Below are 22,546 nucleotides of genomic sequence, written 5' to 3'. Positions count from 1 at the left end.
CGCTTCAGCGGCTTACAAAATCGTTCTCTTTGAGCTAAGGCGAGGCAACGCTGTACTATTGTAAATTTAAGCCACTATAATGCCTGCCGCAGCCAAAACCACCACACAGCCAGCAACGCCAGCACCATCAATATATTGCCGGCAATCACCGCGCGCCAGCGGCGTTCAGCGGGGCGCCCGTTTTGCGGCCTGCGTGTGCGGCGTACATAAAAAAACGGGCTGAGCAGAATGGAAACCGCCGAAATCAAAATCACTGCCGCATAATAAATTTTTTCACGTTCCATTATCGTCCTCCGTTTTCAGCTCATTATACGGCAGGGCCGTCTGAAACCCACTTTGTTTCGCTATAGAAGGATTGATTGATGCCTATCCGACAACTTTCCCCGCAACCTGTTTGGCAATGGTTTGCCGATATCTGCACCGTGCCGCATCCCACCTACCAAGAAGCCGCGCTGGCCGCTTTGATTATGGAGCGCGCACGGGCCAAAGGGCTGGGGGCGCGCCAAGACGAAAAAGGCAATATTTATTTGCGCAAACCGGCCTGCGGTGAGGGCATGGCTGCAAAAAGCGGGGTGATTTTGCAGGCGCACATCGACATGGTGGCGCAGAAAACACCCGAGTCGGCACACGATTTCAGCCGCGACCCTATCCGACCCCGCATAGAAGGCGGTTGGGTATATGCCGACCAAACCACGCTCGGTGCCGACAACGGCATCGGTGCGGCCATGGCGTTGGCGGTGGCCTTCGCTGATGATATTCTCCACCCGCCGCTGGAAGTGTTGCTGACGGTGGAAGAAGAAACCGGCATGGGCGGCGTGCGCGCCGTGCGTGCCGATTATTTGCAGGGGTGCTATCTGCTCAATCTCGACAGCGAAGAACACGGCAGCATTTATCTGGGTTGCGCCGGCGGCCGCGATGCCGAGTTGACGCTGCCGTTGATGCAGCAGGCTGCGGCGGGGCAACGCTGGCGCATCACCGTGGGCGGCATGCTCGGTGGCCATTCGGGCATCGATATCCACCGCGGCCGCGGCAATGCCGTCAAACTGTTGGCCGACACGCTCAAACGCCTTTCAGACGGCCTTGACGACTGGCAGTTGGCCGCATTGCACGGCGGCCGCCTGCGCAATGTGATTCCGCGCGAAGCCTGCGCCGAAATCGTGCTGCCGCCGCAACAGGCCGGTGCGATGCATACATTGCTGGCCGAAGCCGAGCAGCAGGCGCGCGCAGAATTGGGCGCACACGGCGGCAAGCTGTTTATCCGTGCCGAAAACATTGCGCATGACGGCTTTGCGTTCAGCACCGAAAGCGGCCGCCGTGCCGTGGATTTACTGTGCGCCTTGCCCGACGGCGTTATCCGCTGGAGCGACGATTTCGCAGGCGTGGTCGAAACCTCGATCTGCCTGAGCGTGGCCGGCACCAACGCAGAGCAGCTGCACGTTTGCCTGCTGATGCGTTCGTTGTTGGAAACACCGAAAAACGCCCTGAGCCGCCAACTGGCCGCCATTGCGGCTTTAAGCGGCGCCGGGCTGCTGCTCGGCGGCGATTACCCCGGCTGGAAGCCCGATGCTTCGTCGAAACTGTTAGCCGCCGCCCAGCCCGTGTTTGCCGCCCGTTTGGGGCACGAGCCGAAAACCGAGGTGCTGCACGCCGGTTTGGAATGCGGCCTGATGCAGCAGCGCCTGCCCGATGTGGAAATGATTTCTTTCGGCCCCACCATAGAAGGCGCACACACACCGTGGGAACGTGTGGAAACCGCCACGGTGGGTGAATGCTGGGAAATTTTGTTGGGCATATTGGCAAAAGGCGTTTGATGCCGATAGAAACAGTGTGATAAGCATCGAGGCCGTCTGAAAGGGTTTTTCAGACGGCCTCGGTGCTTTTGATGTATGTTTCGCTATATAGTGAATTCAAATAAAAACTCCGAAATGAAATAACTGCATTCAAACTTGCAATTGGGCGATATGCTAAAGAATCGTTTTACCCTACTTCGGCATTCTTATTTTAATCCACTATATATGGAGACTTTTGCAAAAATACCGTAAGGCCGTCTGAAATGCTTAGATTTCGTCATTCCCGCGTAGGGGGGGAATCCAGCTTTAAAACTATCAAGTATTTTATTTCAATAACTTATGAAAAAAAACGCCTGGATTCCCGCCTACGCGGGAATAACGGCAGGGAAGTATTTGCCGCATATTGGAAAAATTTTGCAAAGTGGTTCCGCCACCGTTTTACACGCCAAGCTCTTGGCAATCCAGCATATCTTTGCGCACGTCGGTTAACAGCAGGGCGGTGGCATCTTGGCTGTCGGCCTGCGCCCACACAAACAGCCGGGCGATGATTTTGCCGAGGAATACTTTTTCGGCGGCGTCGGCCTCGCCCAAGCGGTGTTGTTGCAGAAAACCGGCAATGTCGGCAGGCACTTCGCTGCGTTCGGGCAGGCGCACGGCGGTGAAGCGGTGGTCCGACAGCAGGCGTTGCAGCAGGGTTTGGTTTTTATCGGGTTTGATGCCTTGCGCTTTTTCCTGATGGGTGGCGCGGACGAACTGATCGTAGATTTCGGCATACAGCATATCGTTCGGCCCTTCGAAAATGGTGAAGGGGCGGATGTCGATGGCGATATTGCTGGCAGGGTGGCCGCTCTCGAAGCCTTTGGCGCCGAGCAGTTTCTGCAAAATCTGCGCCGCGCCGTAGGTGTATTCGGTGGCCAGCGTTTTGATGATGTTGGCTTCCATCAGCTGATGGGCAACGGCCTGATCAGGGGCGACGTGGCGGCAGGTGAAGCGGTAGAGCAGTTGCGAAACGGCGTGGCGTTTCATGATTTGGCGGCGCTCGTGATCAACGAATTTAATATCGTTCACCACGAAGCGGCGCAGGTTTTCGATGATGTATTCCATCACGCCGTGGGTCATGCCCACCAGTTGCAGGCGGCTGCGGATAAAGATGTTTTGAAAGGCGCGCAGGCCGGCGGCTTCGTTTTCCGAGAGTTTCATCACGCAACCGGCGGGTATGGCCGCATCAATGCGGTTGACCGCATAGCGCACCGCGCGCAAGCCTTCCGATTTCAGGGTTTCATAATCGATATATTGCTTGGGAACCAGCAACAGATTGATGGTTTTCGATAATTTTCCGTTTTTGCGCTCTTTGGCGGCCACCAGCAGAAAGTCGCTTTGCGAGTTGCCCTGCCAATATTTGACGGCGTGCACATAAACGGTGCCGTTATCCTGATATTCGTAATAAGACTGCATTTCGCGCGCAATGGCAGCGCCTGATGTTTCAGGCTCGGTGATGGCCAGGCCGCCGCCTTCGCCGTTGAAAATCAAATCAAGGCCGGTTTCGATTTGCTGCGGGTTGCCGAACTCGATTAAAGGCTGCAAAACCAGCGCGCCTTCGATGCCGGTGCGCAGGGTAACGGGCACGCCGTAATGCCCGGCGATGCGCAACACTTCTTGAATTTCAAACTGGTTGCTTTTTCTGCCGCCGTGCCGCTCGGCCAAAAACGGCAGCAACAACCCCGCACGTTTCAGCTCGAGCCATTTGTTTTCGGGCAGATAGTGCATCAGGTTAAGGCCGTCTGAAAAAATGCGTTTGAAAGCCGCTTCGATATGTCGTAAAAAATCAGCCGTATCCATATGAACCGGCTGGTTTGCCAATGTGCTGTGTGCCATATATCCTCTTAGTGCGATATTTTTTTAGAGTAAATCACCTAAGATTTATAACATATTCTCAGGTGGTTGACAATCATCAGCGTGTTTGTCGGCGGCATCCGGCTGTAAAAATTATGGCAGGCGCAGGGCAGGGCGGTTAATCCAACCCGTTGGCTTTCGCCACCTCCCGCCACGCTTCGAGAATCAGGCTGCCGTCGTTGTTTTTCAACAGCGAAGCATCGGAAAGCATACGCCGCCACACGCGTGCGTTTTTCAGGCCGTGCATCAGGCCGAGATAATGGCGGGCGGTGTGGCGGAGCGTGGCGCCGTTGCCGGATCGGATATGCGCGCGGCTGTAACGGAACAGCTTTTCCACCAAATCGGCATAGCCAACGGGTGCCTCGCTGCCGCCGTAAAACAGCCTGTCCCATTCGCGCATCACCATCGGGTTATGATAGGCTTCGCGGCCGACCATCACGCCGTCAACGTGTTCCAAATGCGCGGCGATTGCTTCGTTGGCGGTGATGCCGCCGTTGATGATGATTTCCAAATCGGGAAAATCGCGTTTGAGGCGGTAAACATAGTCGTATTTCAGCGGCGGCACTTCGCGGTTTTCTTTCGGCGAAAGGCCGTCGAGCCAAGCGTTGCGGGCATGGACGATAAAAGTGGTGCAGGCCGTCTGAACGGAAAGCGTGCCCACAAAATCACGCACGACGGCATATTCGTTTTGGCGGTCGATACCGATACGGTGCTTAACGGTTACGGGAATCCGCACCGCATCCTGCATGGCGTTAAGGCAGTCGGCCACCAGTGAGGTTTCGTTCATCAAGCAGGCGCCGAACGCGCCTTTCTGCACGCGCGGGCTGGGGCAGCCGCAATTGAGGTTGATTTCGTTGTAGCCGTAAGCCTCGCCCGCTTTGGCCGCTTGCGCCAAATCGGCCGGCTCGCTGCCGCCCAATTGCAGGGCAACCGGCTGCTCGCCTTCGTTAAACTTTAAAAAATGATCTTTATCACCGTGGATAATGGCGCCGGCATTGATCATTTCGCTGTAAAGCCAAGTGTGGCGCGTGATCTGGCGGGCCATATAGCGGTAGTGGGTATCGGTCCAATCGAGCATGGGCGCGACGGAAAGGCGGCGGGGCGGTAGGGCGGTCATGGTGGGAGAGTGGGTTTAAAGTGCGGCATTATAAGGGTTTTTGGGATATTTGAGGCCGTCTGAAAGGCAAGAGCAGAAAAATCGAGCTAATCCTTGAAAGGCTTAGATAGCTAACAGTTGTTTTAAATGTTTTTTGAATGGACCTACCCACCCAAGATAGTCTCTATTTTTATTTAGGAATTGACGTAGACTAGCCCTAAATACCACATCAAGTTCACAGAATTTTTAACTGTTCTTTTGGTATACCGAAGGTTAAAACGAAATTCATATTCTTTCAAGAATAACGGAAAAGATTGACGATCAATTCCATTATATTTTCGTAGAACGCGCTTTGCCTGATTCCAGAAATTTTCAATGTCGTTAATATGGTTTTGACGGTCTGCGACGCTCTGTGAATGATTGATACGATGATGGGTAAACTCACTCACATCAAGCACATCATAGCTTTTATAACAGCCCGTATAGACAATTCTATCAGGCATGATTTTTCGTTTAATAACAGGAAGCAAAGTGTCTTTCTTGGTGTTTTCAACTGCGATAGTAAAGACTTTGCCATTACGTTTTAGAATACCAAAGACAGCAACTTTACCCGTAGCTCCGCGACCGCGTTTGCCTTTACGTTGTTCGCCAAAATAACTTTCATCCAGCTCAACGGAACCATCAAAAACTTCGTCTGCTTGAAGCTCCAGATAGTAGGCGATAACTTGGCGGATTTTTCGGTAAAATAGCATGGCTGAGTTGGCTTGAATACCAAGTATATTGGCTGCTGTACGTGCTGTAACTTCCAATACAAAAAATTGGATCAATTTTCGCTGTGTAGATTTACTATGTTGCAATGGGTTATCTTCATTTTCTGAGCGTAACCTAATTGCTAATCTATGCCAGTCCCTTTATTCATTTTGCGTAAAATGCTTGGGTAGGCTATTTGCAATTATTACATCATTCAAAATTTTTATGCTTTTTTATAAAATTATAACTATTCTATTTGTACCGGGTCCACCAGCAGCACGCGTGCGTTCGGGGTGTGCCACAGCAGTTTGGCGGTTTGGCGCAGGCGGGTTTGGATGATGGTCCGGTGCAGTTCGGGCAAGCGGCTGAGGTAGCGGGCATCACCATAGCGGCGGTGGCTGGCGGCCAGCCTTTCCAGCCAGATTTCGGGGTTTTGCTGCCGCTTCGCTTCTTGTTCGATAAACAGTTGTTGCAGGTTGTCGGCTTCGTTTTTGCTGATGTTTTCGGGCAGACGTTCCAACACCTGCTGGGCGGTTTGCCATGCTTCGGCCGCTTGGGCAGGGGGCGTGCTGAAAAACAGGTTGCTTTCTACGCGGTTATAAACGGGCTGCGGCAGGGCGGTGAACTTTACGCCGTAGGTGCTTTGGTTGCGGCTGCGCAGCTCGTCTTTCAGGCGGGCGTTGGCGAGGTTGACCAGCAGCGGAATCTGCTCGGAAGTATCGGGTGTCCAGTCGTAGAAGGGCTGCCAAGACCAAGCGTTGATGTCGGTGCCGCCGGTGTCGTTGATGGCGGCGCGGCGCAAAGTGGCGCCTGTTAAAAGTTCGGTCGGGCGGTTTTCGGCGGCGCGGCGCGGAATATCGGCCAGATATTGCACCAGCAGCGGTTTGATTTTTTCAGACGGCATATTGCTGACAACATAATACGTTGCGGGGGCCGAGGCCAGTTGCCGCCATTGTTGCAGCAGGGCGGTTTGGGTGAGCGCGCGGATTTCCCCGCTGTTTTGCGCGCGGCTTTCGGGGCGGCCGTAGCGCAGCAGTTCCAATTCCTGCTCTTGCCGCCCGGGCACGGATTGCAGGTAAACGGGGTGGCGCAGGGCGGCGGTTTCGAGCGTGCTTTGCCAGTGTTCGGCGGCAGGGTCGGTTTGGCGGCTGCGGTAAAGTTGCAGCAGGGCTTCGAACGTTTGCTGCGGCGCTTGGATATCGGTGGTTTGGCGGTCGCTTTCAAGGCGGTAGCGGTAAGCGATGCCTTGCTGTTGCTGCCATTGTTTGAGAGATTGGCCGCCGAAGTTGGCGGGGGAGGAATGGGAAACCACATCGGCCGCCAACTGTGCCTGCCACGCGCCGAGGCTGCTTTGTTGGTAGCCGCCGTCGGCCACGGCTCTGAAATAGATTTTGCCGCCCGCCACGGCTTTTTGCAGTAGCACGGCTTTGTCGCCGTTGCTAAATTGCAGGTAGCTGACTTTATTGTGGTTGTCGAAACCTTCCGACATCAGCCTGCCTTGCCCTTTGTGTTGCGGGAAAGCAGTTGTTGCGGTTACGGCGGTGTTTGCGGCGGTTGGGGCTGTTTCCGGCCGGTTGCGTTTGGATTCGGCTGCCGCCGGGGCAGGCCGGGGCGGTTGGCCGGCAAGGGCGGGAACGCCTTCGGGGGCTTGGATGATGGTGAGGCGGTCGGGTGCGTTCAGCCATTCGGCGATGCGTTTGTTAACGGCGGCGGCACTGATGCGGTAAAGCTGGCCGCGCTCGACGGCCTGGTTGTCGGGCGTGGGCACGGGCTTGCCGGCCAACACGGTGTCGTCGGCCAGTTGCACGATTTGCGGTAAGTCGTCGGGCAGTGCGGGCACGGTGCGCATATGGTTGTGCAGCACTTTGCGGTAGGCGGCGGTTTCTTCGTCGCCGGCGGGCTGCTGCCGGACGGCTTCGACGGCTTGGTGGAGCAGGTTGAGTGTTTCTTGCTGTGTATCTGCGGCGGCATCGGCATAAAAACCCAGCGAACCGGTTTGTTTGCCGATGTTGCCAAGTTTGAAAGAGACGGGCTGCCCCATGTTTTGCAGGCGGCGGCTGATGGTGTGGGCGGCGAAGTTGTCCAGCAGGCGGTGGTAATGGGCTAGGCTGCCGCTGCTTTGCGAGGGGGCGTTGTTGAAGCGGTAAACCAATGCTAGTTTGGTTTCGGTGTTGTCTTTATCGTGCACGCGGGCGGTGTGCGGTGCATCGGTGAGTTTGGGTTCGTATTCGCCGGCGGTGCGCTCGGGCAGGGTTGTGGGTTTCAGACGGCCTAAGTGCTCTTCGATGGCGGCTGCTGCTTTTTTAGGGTTGATGTCGCCAACCACCACCAACACGGCGTTGTTACTGCCATACCATGTGTTGTGGAAGCGGTTGGCTGTTTCTGCCTGCGCGTTTTCGATGGCGGTTTTGCTGCCGATGGGGGCATAGCGCGCGCTGCGCGAGCCGCTGTACAGCAGGGCGTGGTGTTGCCGGCTTAAGCGGTGTTGAAGGGTTTGCTGGCCGCGCCATTCGCTCAGCACCACTTGTTGTTCTTTGGCCCAATCGGCGGCGGAAAAGGTTTGCGGGGTGAGAATCTGCCGGTAAACGGCTAAAGCGTCTTTAAGCTGCCGCCTGCCGTAGGGCGGCGTGAGCATGTAGCGGGTGTGGTGGTAGCCGGTTTGGGCATTGTAGTGCCGCCCCATCTGCCAGCCTTCGGCATTGAGGTAACTGCCCAAGCCTTGCGGAAACGCGGGAGAGCTTTGGAACACCATGTGTTCGGTGATATGGGCGATGCCTTCTTCGCCGTCGTTTTCGTCGGCGGTGCCTGCGTTGATTTGCAGGCGCAGCACCAGGCGGCGGTCGGCGGAAGGCACTTTGAAAATATGGTAGGCCAAGCCGTTGCCGAGCCTGCCTTCGATATATTCGGCCCGGCCTGCGCACGCAGCGGCGGCTGTGAAGAGTGCTGCGGCGAACAGCAGCAAACGCGAAAGTAAGAGCATATTGTAATGTGTCGGTTTAAAGCCCGGCGGCATACGGCGGGGCGGTATTTTTATAGGTTTGCGCGGCACGGATGGATTGCCGATGGCAAATATGGTTGCTTTGAACTGCCTTAAACTGCATCTACATCCGGCTTTTTTGCAAAGACCTCATTATGCCTGTTTTTAATTATATTGAATACACAAGGCCGTCTGAAAACAAGAAATTGCAGTTTTCAGACGGCCTGATACAACCAATTAACCAACATTTCTGCCTGCAGCATCAGGCACTCAGCTGCGGAAACAGGGCTTTCAGGCCGGCCACGATGATTTCCACCGATACCGCGGCCAGCAGCATCCCCATGATGCGGTTGAGAATGGTGAGGCCGGTGTCGCCCAGTTTTTTGCTCACACGGGCGGCGGCCATCAGCACGATATAGCAGATCAGGCTGATAATCAGGCCGGCCGCCAAAATAGACAGGGTGTCTTTATAGTGTTTGGCGGCCGAAGCATAAATAATCACGGTGGAAATGCCGCCCGGGCCTATCATCATGGGAATCGCCAGCGGCACCACGGCGATGGCGCCGATATTCTGCATTTGTTTGGGGCGGATGGTGATGTCGTTGTTCTCATCGGTGCCGACATCGGGTTTGGCAGGGTTGTTGCCCTGATTCATCATCGAAATGGCAATGAGCAGCACCAAAATGCCGCCGCCCACCTGAAACGCGCCGACGCTGATGCCGAACAGCCGCAGCATCACGCCGCCGGTGAGGGTGAAGGCGGTGATGGCGATCAGCACGGTGAGCGAAGCCATCTGCGCCACTTTGCGCCGCTCGCGCGTGCTCAGGTTGCGGGTGAGGTCGAGATAGATCGACAGCGCGCCGAAGGGGTTGATCAGCACCATAAATGCCAGAATCAGTTTGCCGATTTCCATGCCTATCATGGGGTTTTCCTTCTATTTGTTGGGTGGCTTAAAAATTTGACAAAGCAAGGCGGCAAGCCGCAGATGGCACAGATACGGCAATGCGAACCAATGCAGTGTCAGTTTGAATTTAAGCCGCTATATCGGGTGGAAACGCTTTCAGACGGCCTCCGGAATGCAGAGGCCGTCTGAAAAATATTTAAACGGGTTTGTTGTTTGTCAGCGCCGCTGGTTGCTGATGCCCATCAGCAAAGCCAGCACCACCATAATCGACAGCGTGGCGGTGCCGCCGTAGCTCACCAGCGGCAGCGGCACGCCCACCACGGGCAGAATGCCGCTGACCATGCCCATGTTGACGAAAGCATAGCAGAAAAACGTCATCGTGAGTGCGCCTGCCAGCGTGCGGCTGTATAGCGTGGGGGCTTTGGCGGCGATATAGAGGCCGCGCCCGAGTATCAGCAGATAAATCACCAGCAGCAGGATATTGCCGATTAGGCCGAATTCTTCGCCGTAAACGGCGAAAATAAAGTCGGTGGTGGCTTCGGGGATATAGTCGAGATGGGTTTGCGTGCCGTTGAGCCAGCCCTTGCCCCAAACGCCGCCCGAGCCGATGGCTATCATCGACTGCAAAATATGGTAGCCCGCGCCGAGCGGGTCTTTGGTGGGGTCGAGCAGGGTGAGCACGCGCGTTTTCTGATAATCGTGCATGCCGTAGTTCCAAATCAGCGGCAGCGCGGCCACAAAACCGATAACGGCGGCAAAAATCACTTTCCACGGCAGCCCGGCAAAAAACACCACAAACAGCCCCGAAGCCATAATCAGAATGGCGGTGCCGAGGTCGGGCTGTTTCAGAATCAGCGCGCCCGGCACCAGCACCAGCGCGATGGCGGCCAGATAGTGATACCAGCGCAGCGACATTTCATAACGCTGGAAAAACCACGCCACCATCATCGGCAGGCCGATTTTCATGATTTCAGACGGCTGGATGCGCACCACGCCGATATCGAGCCAGCGTTGCGCGCCGTTGACGGTAACGCCGAAAAAATGCACGCCCAAAAGCAGCACCACGCCGGCGATATACATGGGCGGGGCGAACACCGCCAGCGTTTGCGGGTGGGTTCGGGCGATAAACCACAGCAAAACGAAACCCAATACGGTGTGCAGGGTTTTGCTTTCGAGTTGGCCGATGTCTTGGCCGTCGGCGGAATAAAGCAGAAACAGGCTCATGATGTAAACCGCCAGCATGGCGTAAAACAGCCACGGATCCATGGGCTGCCATATGGCGCGTTTGATTCTGCCGGGCAAGGTGTCTTCGTTGATATTCAAGGTGCTGCTCCTGAGGCCGTCTGAACGCTGCCGGCAACGCCGTAGGCTTGTTGGAACACCGATGCCGCAGGCAAAGAGGCGGGGGCACCGGTTACGGTTTGCGGGGTGTTTTCCTGCTGCACGGCGGAAGCGTCGGCGGGTTGGACGGCGCCGGCCGGGGCTTGGCCTGCCTTCAGGGTGAGCAGGTAATAGTCGGTTAAGCTGCGCGCCAACGGTGCGGCGCTGGCGCCCCAGCCACCGTTTTCCAGCAGCACGGCAATGGCGATTTGCGGTTTTTCCACCGGCGCGAACGAAATAAACCAAGCGTGGTCGCGGTGTTGTTCGGCCAGCGCGGCGGCGTTGTAGCGCGCGCCCTGTTTGATCTGCACCACTTGTGCGGTGCCGGTTTTGCCGCCCATGGTGTATGGCAGGCCGTGGCCGATGCGGTAGGCGGTTCCGCCCGGTTGCAGCACTTTGGCCATCGCTTGCTTAACGTATTCGAAATTGCTCTGTTTGAACGGAATGCTGCGTTCGGGTTTGGGGTCGATCAGCGTGATCTCGCGCCGCTCGTGGTTGAGCAGCTCTTTAACCAGATGCGGGCGGTACACCACGCCGTCGTTGGCGAGCGAAGCGGTGGCGTGCGCCATTTGCAGGGGCGTGTAGGCGTTATAGCCCTGGCCTATGCTCACCGAAACCATTTCGGAAGGATGCCACTCGCGCGCTTTCGGGTCTTTCGATTTGGCGAAACGTTTGGCTTTCCATTCGCGCGAGGGCAGAATGCCTTTGTATTCGTTGGGCAAATCAATGCCGGTGGGCGAACCCAAACCGAATTCGGCCAGATAAGGGTCGGTTTTGTCGATACCCAGCTCGTAGCCCAAGCGGTAGAAAAACGTGTCGGACGACACTTGAATCGCTTTGCTCAGGTTGGCCGAGCCGTGGCCGCGGCGCACCGAATCGCGGAACAGGTGGCGCGAGCCGGGAATGCTCCACGCACCGGGCGCGGGCACCACCGTGGTTTGGGTGATTTTGCCGCTTTCGAGCAAGGCCATGCCCATAAACGGTTTGAAGGTGGAGCCGGGCGGATACAAACCCTGCGTAACACGGTTGATGAGCGGGCGCTGCCAGTCTTCGTTGAGCGCTTTCCAGGTGTCGCTGTCGATACCGTCGATAAACAGATTGGGGTCGAACGAGGGTTTGGACACAAACGCCAGCACGCCGCCCGTTTGCGGATTGAGGGCGACAATCGCACCGCGCCGGCCGTTCATCAGGCGGTCGGCTTCTTGCTGGAGGCGGATATCCATGGCCAGCCGCAGCGTTTGCCCGGTTTTGGCGGGCACGGTTTTCAACACACGCACCACATGGCCGTAAGCATCTTTTTCCACTTCCTGATAACCGGGCGCACCGTGAAGCTGGCGTTCGTAAAAACTTTCCAAGCCCGACTTGCCGATGTGGGTGCTGCCGCGATAGAGCGAAACAAGGTCTTCTTCTTCAAGCTTTTTCTGGTCGCGGTCGCTGATGCGGCCGATGTAGCCGAGAAAGTGCGCCGTTAATTCGGGATAACGGTAGTTGCGGAACGTGCGCGCGTTGATTTCCACCCCTTTGAAACGGTAGAGCTGGGCGGAAAGGCGGGCGGCTTCGTCGGGTTGCAGTTTGAGCTTGAGCGGAATGTTTTCAAAAGAGCGGTATTCGGCGCGGAATTTTTTAAAGCGTTTCAAATCGCCGGCGGTGATGTCTACATATGCCCGCAAAGCTTCGATGGTTTCGTCTATTTTGCCTTCGATTTCGCCGGGCACGATTTCGAGCGAATAGGCGGGATAATTGCTGGCCAGCACCACACCGTTTGCATCGACGATTTCCCCACGTATCGGCGGGGTGGGCACCAAAGAAATGCGGTTGGTGTTGGCTTGTGCCACATATTCGTGATGTTTGAACACTTGCAGATACACAAACCTGCCCAAAAGCACCGCAAACAAAACCACCATCAAGGCAAACGCCAAGGCCAGCCGCAACACAAAATCGCGTTGCCGGCTGGCCACATCGTGATCGTGGCCGGTGTATTGGTAGAGGTTGTTATCCATCAGCGTAAACGGCGGGAATTAAGCAGACCGAGCATGATTTTGCTCAACAAAGGCCACAGCAGCGCACCGACGAACGGTGCGGCAAAGCCCTGCCAGTCGGCAAAGCGGTGATCGTGCATCAGGCGCACCAAGGCCATCACCGCCTGATTGCAGAGCAGGGCGCCCAACACCGCTATTGCCTGTATGCCGTGGCTGTGTACCATAATCTGCCGTTGCCGCTGCTGCACCAAAAACACCATCACCATATATGACAAAGCATGCTGGCCGAGCGGCGCAGCGGTGCCGACATCGGCCAGCAGCCCCACGGCAAACGCCGTGCCCACACCAACCGATTGGGGTTTGTATAAAGCCCAATAAAGCAGCACCAGCGCGGTAAACTCGGGCAGCCAGAAAAATGTTTCAAACGGAAACGGCATAAAATCCAGCAACATGGCAAGCACGAAGCCGGATACGATAATGCGTTTGGGCACGCGGTTGTGGAACTCTTCGAAATCAGTCATGGCCGGGATTAAGGGCAGGGGGCTGTTGTTGCGGCAGCACCAACACATATTTGCTGCTTCTGAACCCCGAAAGCGGTTTCAGGCCGACGCGGTAATAAGGTGTGCCCGCTGCGCGGGAAACCTGTTCCACTTTGGCCACGGGAATGCCTTCGGGATAAACGCTGTCGAGGCCGGAGGTGAGCAGAAAGTCGCCGGGGCGCAAATCGGCATCGGCGGGAAAATAGCGCAGGCTGACTGCACCGCCGCTGCCGTAAAGCAGGCTGCGCACGCCCGTGCGCGCCACCATCACGGGCACGATGGTTTTGCTGTTGGTCAGCAGCGTTAACTCGGCGCTCAAAGGCTGCACCTGTGTAATCTGGCCGATTAAACCGTTTTGGTCGATAACCGCGTCGCCTTCTTTCAAGCCGCTGCGGCTGCCTTTGTTAACGATTAATTTGTCGGATAGCGGGTCTTTGCTGTTTGAAATCACTTCTGCGCCGCCGGTGATGCGGATGCCGCTTTGTTGCAGGCCGTAGAGTTTCTTCATTTCGGCCAGTTCGCGCGCTTGCAGCTCGGAACGGGCGGCCAGCAGTTTCAGACGGCCGTTTTCTTCGTTCAGGCGTTTGTTGTCGGCCACCAGCTCCGCCTGCGACTGCATAAACCCGCTCACATAACGGTAAAGGTTTACCGGCTGGTTGGCCAGCCATTGCAGCGGGTAAAGCGCCGTAGCCGCATAGCCTTTGGCGTGCTGCACGGCGGCATAGCGGTTGTCGAGCAGCATCAGCGCCACGCTGGCAATCGCCAGCACGATCAGCTTGCTTGCGGGTCTGACGCCTTTTTTGGCAAAGTTTAATGAAGGTTCGGACATATTTTCAGACGGCCTGCCTGCGGTTTGCAAAATCGGTATTGTATTAGGGATTGACCACAAAAATCGAATTCAGTTTGCCGATCATATCCAAAGCCTTGCCCGAACCGCGCGCCACGCAGGTGAGCGGGTCTTCGGCAATCATCACCGGCAGGCCGGTTTCTTCGGCCAGCAGACGGTCCAGCCCTTTGAGCAGCGCACCGCCGCCGGTGAGCACCAGCCCGCGCTCGGCGATATCGGCCCCCAGCTCGGGCGGCGTTTGTTCCAAAGCATTTTTCACCGATTGCACGATTTGGTTGAGCGGCTCGGTTAAAGCTTCCAGCACTTCGTTTGAGCTGATGGTAAACGCGCGCGGGATGCCTTCGGCCAAGTTGCGGCCTTTCACTTCGATTTCGTTCACCTCCATGCCGGGGAAGGCGGAGCCGATTTTGGTTTTGATTTCTTCGGCGGTAGCCTCGCCGATCAACATACCGTAGTTGCGGCGCACATAATTGATGATGCTCTCGTCAAACGCATCGCCGCCCACACGGATAGAGTGCGAATACACCACGCCGGAAAGCGAAATCACGCCCACTTCGGTGGTGCCGCCGCCGATATCCACCACCATGCAGCCGGTAGGCTCTTCAATCGGCAGGCCCGCGCCGATGGCCGCCGCCATCGGCTCTTCAATCAGGTTCACGCTCGATGCGCCCGCCGCCAAGGCCGAATCTCGGATGGCTTTGCGCTCCACCTGTGTCGAACCGCAGGGCACGCAAATCACGATGCGCGGTGCGGCGGCGAAGCGGCTGTTGTTCACCTTTTTGATAAACTGCTTGAGCATTTTTTCGGTAACGTTGAAATCGGCAATCACCCCGTCTTTCATCGGGCGTATCGCTTGGATGCTGCCCGGCGTGCGCCCCAGCATTTTCTTGGCTTCGGTGCCCACGGCCAAAATCGCGCTTTTGCCGTGCGCGGCATCGTTCTGCATGGCCACCACCGAAGGCTCGTCCAGCACGATTCCCTTGTTTCGGATATAAATCAAAGTGTTGGCCGTGCCCAAATCAATAGCCAGATCGTTGGAGAAATAGCGGGTGAGAAAGCGAAACATAGACATTTCCTGATGCAGATATATTTGTTAACGATAAAAGAGAATGGCGGCACGGCTTTTTCAGACGGCCTTTTATTATTAAAATGCCTGGGGAGTGTAGTCGACCTCACAAGCCTTCTGACTGTACGCCCTAGAAATCACCATGCCGAAAGATTGGGTTTCGGTTATAATCGCCTGCTAAGCGGAGCAATAACCGGATAAACGCGTAATAATACCCCAGTTTCGGTATTTGCAGAATTAATTTTAAGGATTTTTTATGGCACTCACCCTGAGCGATGTAGAGAAAATCGCCCATCTTTCCCGCCTGAGCCTTACCGAAGCGGAAAAAGCACAAAACCTGAAAGAATTGAATGACATATTTTCGTTAGTGGAAAAAATGCAAACGGTAGATACCGACGGCATAGAGCCGATGGCGCACCCGCACGAAGTTGCCTTGCGCCTGCGCGAAGATGCCGTAACCGAAACCGACCGCGCCGCCGAATACCAAGCCGTTGCCCCTGAAGTGCGCAACCGTTTGTATATCGTACCGCAGGTAATTGAAGAATAAATAGTTTTAATCTTTCAGACGGCCTTTCGTATCAAGGTTGAGGCCGTCTGAAAAAGTTTGGAAACAGCGAAATGACCGCCTACACCCTCAAACAAGCCAGCGAACTGCTGCAAGCCAAAAAAATCTCCGCCGTTGAGCTGGCGCAGGAATATCTGGCCGCCATCGATGCCAAAAACCCCGCCATCAACGGCTACATCACCTTAGACAAAGAAAAAACCTTGGCCGAAGCGAAAGCCGCCGATGCGCGCATTGCCGCCGGTAACGCCACCGCGCTGACCGGCGTGCCGGTTGCCTATAAAGACATTTTCTGCCAAACCGGCTGGCGCAGCGCCTGTTCCAGCAAAATGCTCGATAACTTTGTGTCGCCGTACACCGCCACCGTGGTGCAAAACCTGCTCGATGCCGGCATGGTAACGCTCGGCCGCACCAATATGGACGAATTCGCCATGGGCTCCACCAACGAAACCTCGTTTTACGGCGCCACCAAAAACCCGTGGAATTTGGCAAACGTGCCCGGCGGCTCGTCCGGCGGTTCCGCTGCCGTGGTCGCCGCCCGCTTGGCGCCCGCCGCGCTCGGTTCCGACACCGGCGGCTCCATCCGCCAGCCCGCCTCGCACTGCGGCATTACCGGCATCAAACCCACCTACGGCATTGTTTCCCGCTTCGGCATGGTCGCCTATGCCTCCAGCTTCGACCAAGCCGGCCCGATGGCGCAAACCGCCGAAGACTGCGCGATTTTGTTAAACAGCATGGCCGGTTTCGATACGCACGATTCCACCAGTTTGGAGCGCGAAAAAGAAGACTATACCCGCGATTTAAACCAACCGCTCAAAGGCCTGAAAGTCGGCCTGCCGAAAGAATATTTCGGCGCGGGCAACAGCGCAGATGTTCAGACGGCCCTGCAAAACACGATTGATTTGCTCAAGGCACAAGGCGCCGAAATGGTGGATGTGAGCCTGCCGCAAACCGAGTTATCGATTCCCGCCTATTATGTGCTTGCATCAGCCGAAGCCAGCACCAACCTCTCCCGCTACGACGGCGTGCGCTACGGCCACCGCGCCGCCCAGTTCGGTGATTTGGAAGAAATGTACAGCAACACCCGCGCCGAAGGCTTCGGCAGCGAAGTGAAGCGCCGCATCATGATCGGCACTTATGTGTTGAGCCACGGCTATTACGACGCTTATTACCTGAAAGCGCAAAAACTGCGCCGCTTGGTGGCCAACGATTTTCAGACGGCCTTACAGCAATGCGACGTGATTCTTGCCCCCGCTGCGCCGACCACCGCGCCCAAACTCGGCAGCGATATCCACGACCCGGTGCAAATGTATTTGAGCGACATCTACACCATCGCCGTCAACCTCGCCGGCCTGCCCGCACTGGCCCTGCCTGCCGGCTTCGGCTCGGACGGTCTGCCCGTTGGCGTGCAGTTAATCGGCAATTATTTTGCCGAAGCCAAGATTTTGGGCGTAGCGCATCAGATGCAGCTGAATAGCGATTGGCATAGCAAAATGCCTGTCTGAAACAATGTAAACAGTCTGAAAAAACAGTTAATTGAAGTTGGATTAGCTGCGAGCCGTAGGCATAATCCAATAAAATATTTTTCAGACGGCCAACGTTGAAGAAAGGAAACGCCATGTTTGCCCCGAAACGCTTGGGTTTGCCCCTTTGCTTATTATTGAGCGCAACTGCCTGCGCCGAATCGGCCAGCAGTCAGCAAAGCGCCTCAAACACCGCGCCTGCGGCAATATCGGCCACGCAAGCGGTAAAAGCCAACCCGCAGCCAAGCGGTAAAAAGTGGCAATGGCAAACCGTGGCACAGGGGTTGAACCATCCGTGGGCATTGGCCTTTTTGCCGGACGGCCGTTTTTTGGTGAGTGAGCGCAGCGGCAATCTACGCATCATCGGCGCACAAGGGCAAATCGGTGCACCCATTGCCGGCTTGCCGAATATCGACGTCGGCGGGCAGGGCGGTTTGCTGGATGTGGTGTTAGACGAACAATTCGCCCAAAACCGCCGCCTGTATTTTTGCTTCAGCGAAGCAGGTGGCAGCGGCAACAGCACTGCCTTGGCGGAGGCCAAATTATCCGCCGACAACCGCCGCTTGGAACAAGTGAAAACCCTGTTTAGCCAGCGGCCGAAAATCGACAGCAGCGCCCATTTCGGCTGCCGCATCGTGCTCACACCGCAGCATATTTATTTAGGGCTGGGCGACCGTTACAGCCAAAAAGATCAGGCGCAAAAACTCGATAACCACATTGGCAAAATCGTGCGCTTAAACCGTAACGGCGGCACGCCGTCGGATAATCCGTTTGCCAAACAAAATGCCGCTGCCGAAATCTGGAGCTACGGCCACCGCAATATCCAAGGCATGACTGCCGACGCCCGCGGCCGCTTGTGGACCAGCGAACACGGCGCACAAGGCGGCGACGAAATCAATCTGATTGAAGGCGGTAAAAACTACGGCTGGCCGGTGATTACATACGGCACCGATTACGGCGGCGGCAAAATCGGCGAGGGCATCACCGCTAAAGCCGGTATGGAGCAACCGCTGTATTACTGGAATCCGTCTATCGCCCCGTCCGGTCTGACCTTTGTCGGCAGTAACCCCTACGGCAGCGACTGGCAGGGCAATCTGTTGGCAGGTTCCCTGAAATTCGGCTACGTCGCCCGCCTGAAACTCGATAACACCCGCGTGTCGGGTGAAGAAAAAATCGAAGTCGGCGAACGTGTACGCGACGTGCGCCAGGCACCGGACGGCTTTGTGTACGTGTTAACCGACAGTGGCAATGGCAAATTGTTAAAATTGCTGCCGCAATAAATTATTTCAAATAGACATTGATTAATTATAGGAGCTTAGACGGAATTTGGGCTCGGTAATTTTGCTAAATTTTTGATGCTTGTTTTTTTTATTTCATTTCAGAAGCTTATCACTATATTGGGTAATTTGCTTCCTAATCCCCTAGCTAAATATATTGACAGCTATCCCTTGATTAAACTTCAGTCAAATATTGAGTTGGCAGCCCATCTAACAATTCATTGACCAGCAAAAGACCCATCATATTTATGATTGTGGCATCCTCCCCGCTTATCCGCTGCTGGCCATGTTAAAATCCGTATTGCTCAGGTAGTACGGCACAGTTTCTTCGATCCTAAATTAGAACGATGTTTGACTACCCGAGACTTTTGCAAAAAACCAATTCAAACCTGAAAACATTTGTGTTTCATCATTCCCGCACAGGCGGGAATCCAGTCTTAAAACCATCAAGTGCTTTATTTCAATAGCTTACAAAAAACGACTGGATTTTAACCTACGTGGGAATGACGATAATTAGATAATTAGATAATTAGATGTTTCAGACGGCCTAAACGAATTTTGCAAAGGTCTCCACCCGTTTAGATTTTTACTGCTTCTGTGATTTTGATGACATCAACTTACCCATCAACAGCATTCTTTGCCGCTTCAGTAACTGGCTAGCATAAGACAATACCTTAGCCCTATTATCGGATCTGATTAAATACCGACTCGCCGAAAAAGGCCTGAAAGTTAAGAAAGCTTCGGCAGCGGTGAATGATACAATCATTATTCAAACTACAGGAGCAAACAACGTCATGCTGTCGAGGTGAATGAAAGCGAGAAACCACACCGAGCAAAAATAAAGATGCACGTTGGATCCAGAAAAACAACAAGCTCACCATCGATTACAAGAAGTATAACCAGTACTAATGCGGAAGGCTACATAGTGGAAAAGTTATATGTTATTTCAACGAACGTTTACGAATGCCATTATTCTTGAAATGGGAATAGCCGTTGTAGTTGGCGAAACAGTTTGTATAAAGGTTATGGTCGTCTGAAATGCCCGGTTGACGTCATACTCAGGTCAAGCCCGAGTATGACATGGACCTCTCTTTAAGTTGATAGGCTATAAAACGCATCACCATGCATTAAACAACAGGCCGTCTGAAAAGATTTTTTCAGACGGCCTGTTGTTTAATGCGTTAACGCATTATTCGCCGTAATAAGCCTTGGTGAGGATTTCTTCCATATCGGCCACCATGGGCAGGCGCGGGTTGGCGGGTGAGCATTGGTCTTCGTAGGCCATGAGCGCCAGCTCTTTGCGGGCGGCGATAAAGGCTTTTTCGTCAATGCCTTGCTCTTTGAACGACATTTTAATACCTACTTTGCGTGCCAGCTCGTCGCAGGCTTTGGCAAACGATTCCACGCCTTCGGCCGGTGTGCTGCACGGCAGGCCGAGGGTGCGGGCGATTTCCTGGTATTTCACGTCGGCTTTGTAGTAGTTGTATTTCGGCCATGTGGCGGTTTTCTGTGGGCGCGTGCCGTTGTAGCGGATAACGTGCGGCAGGAAAATCGCGTTGGTGCGGCCGTGGGTGGTGTGGAATTTGCCGCCCACTTTGTGCGACAGCGAGTGGTTGATGCCCAAAAACGAGTTGGCAAAAGCCATGCCGGCGATGGTGGAGGCGTTGTGCATACGTTCGCGGGCTTCGGGGTCGTCGGCGCCGTATTTGTAGGAGCGTTCCAAAAATTCAAACACGAGCTTGATGGCTTGCAGCGCCAAACCGTCGGTGAAGTCGTTGGCGAGCACCGAAACATAGGCTTCCACCGCGTGGGTGAGCACGTCCATACCGGTGTCGGCAGTAACGCTGGCCGGCACGGTCATGGTGAACGAGGGGTCGACGATGGCGATGGTGGGCGTGAGCGAGTAGTCGGCAATCGGGTATTTTTTGTCGCCGTCGCTGATCACGGTGAACGGCGTTACTTCGGAGCCGGTGCCCGAGGTGGTGGGAATGCCGATAAATTTGGCTTTACGGCCCAATTCGGGGAAGCGGAACGCGCGTTTGCGGATATCCATAAACTTCTGAACCAAATCTTCGAAATCAACCTGCGGTTGTTCGTAGAAGAGCCACATGGCTTTGGCCGCATCCATCGGCGAGCCGCCGCCCAGCGCGATAATGGTGTCGGGCTGGAAGCTGCGCATCAGGTCGGTGCCTTTATACACGGTTTGCACGCTGGGGTCGGCTTCCACGTCGGTAAACAGCTGCACGGTAACTTTGTTTTTGCGCAGATTGAGCTGGCGGGTGATTTTATCGACAAAACCCAAATCCACCATGGAGCGGTCGGTAACGATCATCACTTTTTCGCAATCTTTCATGTCTTGCAGATATTGGATGGAATCGCGTTCGAAATAGATTTTGGCGGGCACTTTAAACCATTGCATGTTGTTTCTCCGACGGCCTACTTTTTTGATATTTAACAGATTTACGGCGTTAACGTTGCCGCCCACGGAGTTTTTGCCGTAAGAGCCGCAGCCTAAGGTCAGAGAGGGCAGAAACGCGTTATAAACATCGCCGATGCCGCCGAACGAAGAGGGTGAGTTCCAAATCACGCGCAGGGCTTTCACGCGCTCGCCGAAGGTTTTCACCAGCTCTTTGTCGGCGGTGTGGATGGCGGCGGAGTGGCCGAGGCCGTCGAATTCCACCATTTCTTCGGAGAATTTCAAACCTTCTTCGGTGGTTTCGGCTTTGAGCATGGCCAGCACGGGTGAGAGTTTTTCGCGGGTTAACGGCTCTTTGGGGCCGACTTCGCGGCATTCCACCATAATGATGTTGGTTTTTTCGGGCACTTTGAAGCCGGCCTGTTCGGCAATCCAGGCGGCCGATTTGCCCACCACGGCCGCATTGAGTTTGGCACCGCCGCAGTTGGCACTGTTGGCTTTCACGCCGAAGATGAACTCTTCGAGCAGCGCTTTTTCTTTTTTGTTGGCGAAATACACGCCGTATGATTTGAATTCGTCGGCCAGCTCGTTATAAATTTCTTTATCGGCAATCACGGCCTGTTCGCTGGCGCAGATCATGCCGTTGTCGAATGCTTTCGACATCACGATATCGTGGGCGGCCTGTTTGATGTTGGCGGATTTTTCCACATAGGCCGGAACGTTGCCCGCCCCCACGCCGAGCGCGGGTTTGCCGCAGGAATAGGCCGCTTCCACCATCGCGTTGCCGCCGGTGGCCAAAATGGTGGCCACGCCGGGGTGTTTCATCAGCGAAGATGTGCCTTCCATCGAGGGTTTTTCAATCCATTGCACACAGTTTTCCGGCGCGCCTGCGGTGATGGCGGCATCACGCACGATTTGCGCGGCGTGGGCGGAACATTGCTGGGCGGAAGGGTGGAAAGAGAAAATAATCGGATTGCGGGTTTTCAGCGCAATCAGGGCTTTGAAAATCGTGGTAGAAGTGGGGTTGGTGGTGGGGATGATGCCGCAGATAACGCCCACCGGGTCGGCGATTTCGGTGATGCCGGTTACGTCGTCTTCGCTAATCACGCCCACGGTTTTCAAATCGCGCAGGCGGCGCACCACGTTTTCGCAGGCAAACAGGTTTTTGGTGGCTTTGTCTTCAAACACGCCGCGGCCGGTTTCTTCCACCGCGTGCATGGCCAGCACGCCGTGTTTGTCGAGCGCGGCAATCGAGGCTTTGGCCACGATATAGTCGATTTGTTCTTGATTGAGCGTGCGGAACTGCTCCAGCGCAACCAAACCTTTCTCAACCAAACGGTTGACCTCGGCTACGGCGGGGCTGACAGTGTTATCGGCAGGTGCGTTCATTATGTCTCTCCTGAAAAGAAGTAAGGGTAAAGTAATAAATTTTCATTGAGAGCAGTATAAGTAATATTGTTACAAATATTCTTGACTTACATCATGAAACACCATGCTTTGCGGCAGGGCTGGTTTTGATTGGTTTTTATGGTTTAAGCTGTTGAAAT

15 protein-coding genes and 1 pseudogene are annotated in these 22,546 nt (G+C 55.1%); 4 read left to right on the top strand and 12 right to left on the bottom strand.

Features of this window, described 5'->3' with window-relative positions:
* Positions 1-74: 74 nt before the first annotated feature.
* Positions 75-284: a hypothetical protein gene (locus H3L92_RS05460; protein WP_085364797.1), complete on the bottom strand. Its 210-nt coding sequence runs from the start codon at positions 282-284 to the stop codon at positions 75-77.
* Between the two features lie 78 nt (positions 285-362).
* Between H3L92_RS05460 and pepD the strand changes: the two genes are divergently transcribed.
* Positions 363-1,811: a beta-Ala-His dipeptidase gene (gene pepD / locus H3L92_RS05455; RefSeq protein ID WP_085364798.1), complete on the top strand. Its 1,449-nt coding sequence runs from the start codon at positions 363-365 to the stop codon at positions 1,809-1,811.
* Positions 1,812-2,228: 417 nt separating this feature from the next.
* Here pepD and H3L92_RS05450 read toward each other — a convergent pair whose 3' ends face one another.
* The 10 genes and pseudogenes from H3L92_RS05450 to H3L92_RS05405 all read right to left on the bottom strand — a co-directional run bounded on the left by H3L92_RS05450 (position 2,229) and on the right by H3L92_RS05405 (position 15,221).
* Entirely contained in the window at positions 2,229-3,665 is a 1,437-nt protein-coding gene (locus H3L92_RS05450) for an acyl-CoA dehydrogenase family protein (protein ID WP_174222538.1), read from the bottom strand.
* 136 nt (positions 3,666-3,801) lie between these two features.
* The gene (dusA, locus tag H3L92_RS05445) at positions 3,802-4,800 is read right to left on the bottom strand and encodes a tRNA dihydrouridine(20/20a) synthase DusA (protein ID WP_085364800.1); all 999 of its coding nucleotides are present in this window, start codon (positions 4,798-4,800) and stop codon (positions 3,802-3,804) included.
* 214 nt (positions 4,801-5,014) lie between these two features.
* A pseudogene (locus H3L92_RS05440) lies at positions 5,015-5,650 on the bottom strand (IS1595 family transposase).
* A 126-nt stretch (positions 5,651-5,776) separates the two neighbouring features.
* Positions 5,777-8,509: a M16 family metallopeptidase gene (locus tag H3L92_RS05435; protein WP_158088133.1), complete on the bottom strand. Its 2,733-nt coding sequence runs from the start codon at positions 8,507-8,509 to the stop codon at positions 5,777-5,779.
* Between the two features lie 259 nt (positions 8,510-8,768).
* Positions 8,769-9,428: a MarC family protein gene (locus H3L92_RS05430; RefSeq protein ID WP_169710481.1), complete on the bottom strand. Its 660-nt coding sequence runs from the start codon at positions 9,426-9,428 to the stop codon at positions 8,769-8,771.
* A 198-nt stretch (positions 9,429-9,626) separates the two neighbouring features.
* Positions 9,627-10,676: a rod shape-determining protein RodA gene (rodA, locus tag H3L92_RS05425; protein ID WP_115336365.1), complete on the bottom strand. Its 1,050-nt coding sequence runs from the start codon at positions 10,674-10,676 to the stop codon at positions 9,627-9,629.
* Positions 10,677-10,729: 53 nt separating this feature from the next.
* The gene (mrdA, locus tag H3L92_RS05420; protein ID WP_085364803.1) at positions 10,730-12,790 is read right to left on the bottom strand and encodes a penicillin-binding protein 2; all 2,061 of its coding nucleotides are present in this window, start codon (positions 12,788-12,790) and stop codon (positions 10,730-10,732) included.
* Complete coding sequence (mreD, locus tag H3L92_RS05415) at positions 12,790-13,290, bottom strand: rod shape-determining protein MreD (protein ID WP_085364804.1); 501 nt, start codon at positions 13,288-13,290, stop codon at positions 12,790-12,792. The genes mrdA and mreD overlap by 1 nt, the downstream gene beginning before the upstream one ends.
* Positions 13,283-14,137 (bottom strand): rod shape-determining protein MreC, encoded by an 855-nt coding sequence (gene mreC / locus H3L92_RS05410; RefSeq protein ID WP_085364805.1) that lies wholly within the window; start codon positions 14,135-14,137, stop codon positions 13,283-13,285. Before mreC ends, mreD begins: the two co-directional genes overlap by 8 nt.
* Positions 14,138-14,180: 43 nt before the next feature.
* Complete coding sequence (locus H3L92_RS05405) at positions 14,181-15,221, bottom strand: rod shape-determining protein (protein WP_085364806.1); 1,041 nt, start codon at positions 15,219-15,221, stop codon at positions 14,181-14,183.
* Between the two features lie 256 nt (positions 15,222-15,477).
* Here H3L92_RS05405 and gatC point away from each other — a divergent pair, with 256 nt between their 5' ends.
* The 3 genes from gatC (at position 15,478) to H3L92_RS05390 (ending at position 18,586) form a co-directional block, all read left to right on the top strand.
* On the top strand, positions 15,478-15,768 hold the full coding sequence (gene gatC / locus H3L92_RS05400) for an Asp-tRNA(Asn)/Glu-tRNA(Gln) amidotransferase subunit GatC (protein ID WP_085364807.1): 291 nt from the start codon (positions 15,478-15,480) through the stop codon (positions 15,766-15,768).
* A 71-nt stretch (positions 15,769-15,839) separates the two neighbouring features.
* Positions 15,840-17,288 carry an Asp-tRNA(Asn)/Glu-tRNA(Gln) amidotransferase subunit GatA gene (gene gatA, locus H3L92_RS05395; RefSeq protein ID WP_085364808.1) on the top strand — a complete coding sequence of 483 codons (1,449 nt, stop codon included), beginning with the start codon at positions 15,840-15,842 and terminating at the stop codon, positions 17,286-17,288.
* A gap of 113 nt (positions 17,289-17,401) precedes the next feature.
* Positions 17,402-18,586: a PQQ-dependent sugar dehydrogenase gene (locus tag H3L92_RS05390; protein ID WP_085364809.1), complete on the top strand. Its 1,185-nt coding sequence runs from the start codon at positions 17,402-17,404 to the stop codon at positions 18,584-18,586.
* Positions 18,587-19,772: 1,186 nt separating this feature from the next.
* Here H3L92_RS05390 and adhE read toward each other — a convergent pair.
* Positions 19,773-22,388, bottom strand: a complete 2,616-nt coding sequence (gene adhE / locus H3L92_RS05385) for a bifunctional acetaldehyde-CoA/alcohol dehydrogenase (protein WP_085364810.1) — start codon at positions 22,386-22,388, stop codon at positions 19,773-19,775.
* Between the last annotated feature and the right edge of the window lie 158 nt (positions 22,389-22,546).

The organism is Neisseria dentiae, assembly GCF_014055005.1.
Lineage (GTDB): Bacteria > Pseudomonadota > Gammaproteobacteria > Burkholderiales > Neisseriaceae > Neisseria > Neisseria dentiae.
This window is presented reverse-complemented; position numbering and strand designations above follow the sequence as displayed.

Coding starts and splice junctions, on each gene's coding strand:
- H3L92_RS05460 (WP_085364797.1), bottom strand. CDS start 284: ATGGAACGTGAAAAAATTTATTATGCGGCAGTGATTTTGATTTCGGCG.
- pepD (WP_085364798.1), top strand. CDS start 363: ATGCCTATCCGACAACTTTCCCCGCAACCTGTTTGGCAATGGTTTGCC.
- H3L92_RS05450 (WP_174222538.1), bottom strand. CDS start 3,665: ATGGCACACAGCACATTGGCAAACCAGCCGGTTCATATGGATACGGCT.
- dusA (WP_085364800.1), bottom strand. CDS start 4,800: ATGACCGCCCTACCGCCCCGCCGCCTTTCCGTCGCGCCCATGCTCGAT.
- H3L92_RS05435 (WP_158088133.1), bottom strand. CDS start 8,509: ATGCTCTTACTTTCGCGTTTGCTGCTGTTCGCCGCAGCACTCTTCACA.
- H3L92_RS05430 (WP_169710481.1), bottom strand. CDS start 9,428: ATGATAGGCATGGAAATCGGCAAACTGATTCTGGCATTTATGGTGCTG.
- rodA (WP_115336365.1), bottom strand. CDS start 10,676: ATGGATCCGTGGCTGTTTTACGCCATGCTGGCGGTTTACATCATGAGC.
- mrdA (WP_085364803.1), bottom strand. CDS start 12,790: ATGGATAACAACCTCTACCAATACACCGGCCACGATCACGATGTGGCC.
- mreD (WP_085364804.1), bottom strand. CDS start 13,290: ATGACTGATTTCGAAGAGTTCCACAACCGCGTGCCCAAACGCATTATC.
- mreC (WP_085364805.1), bottom strand. CDS start 14,137: ATGTCCGAACCTTCATTAAACTTTGCCAAAAAAGGCGTCAGACCCGCA.
- H3L92_RS05405 (WP_085364806.1), bottom strand. CDS start 15,221: ATGTTTCGCTTTCTCACCCGCTATTTCTCCAACGATCTGGCTATTGAT.
- gatC (WP_085364807.1), top strand. CDS start 15,478: ATGGCACTCACCCTGAGCGATGTAGAGAAAATCGCCCATCTTTCCCGC.
- gatA (WP_085364808.1), top strand. CDS start 15,840: ATGACCGCCTACACCCTCAAACAAGCCAGCGAACTGCTGCAAGCCAAA.
- H3L92_RS05390 (WP_085364809.1), top strand. CDS start 17,402: ATGTTTGCCCCGAAACGCTTGGGTTTGCCCCTTTGCTTATTATTGAGC.
- adhE (WP_085364810.1), bottom strand. CDS start 22,388: ATGAACGCACCTGCCGATAACACTGTCAGCCCCGCCGTAGCCGAGGTC.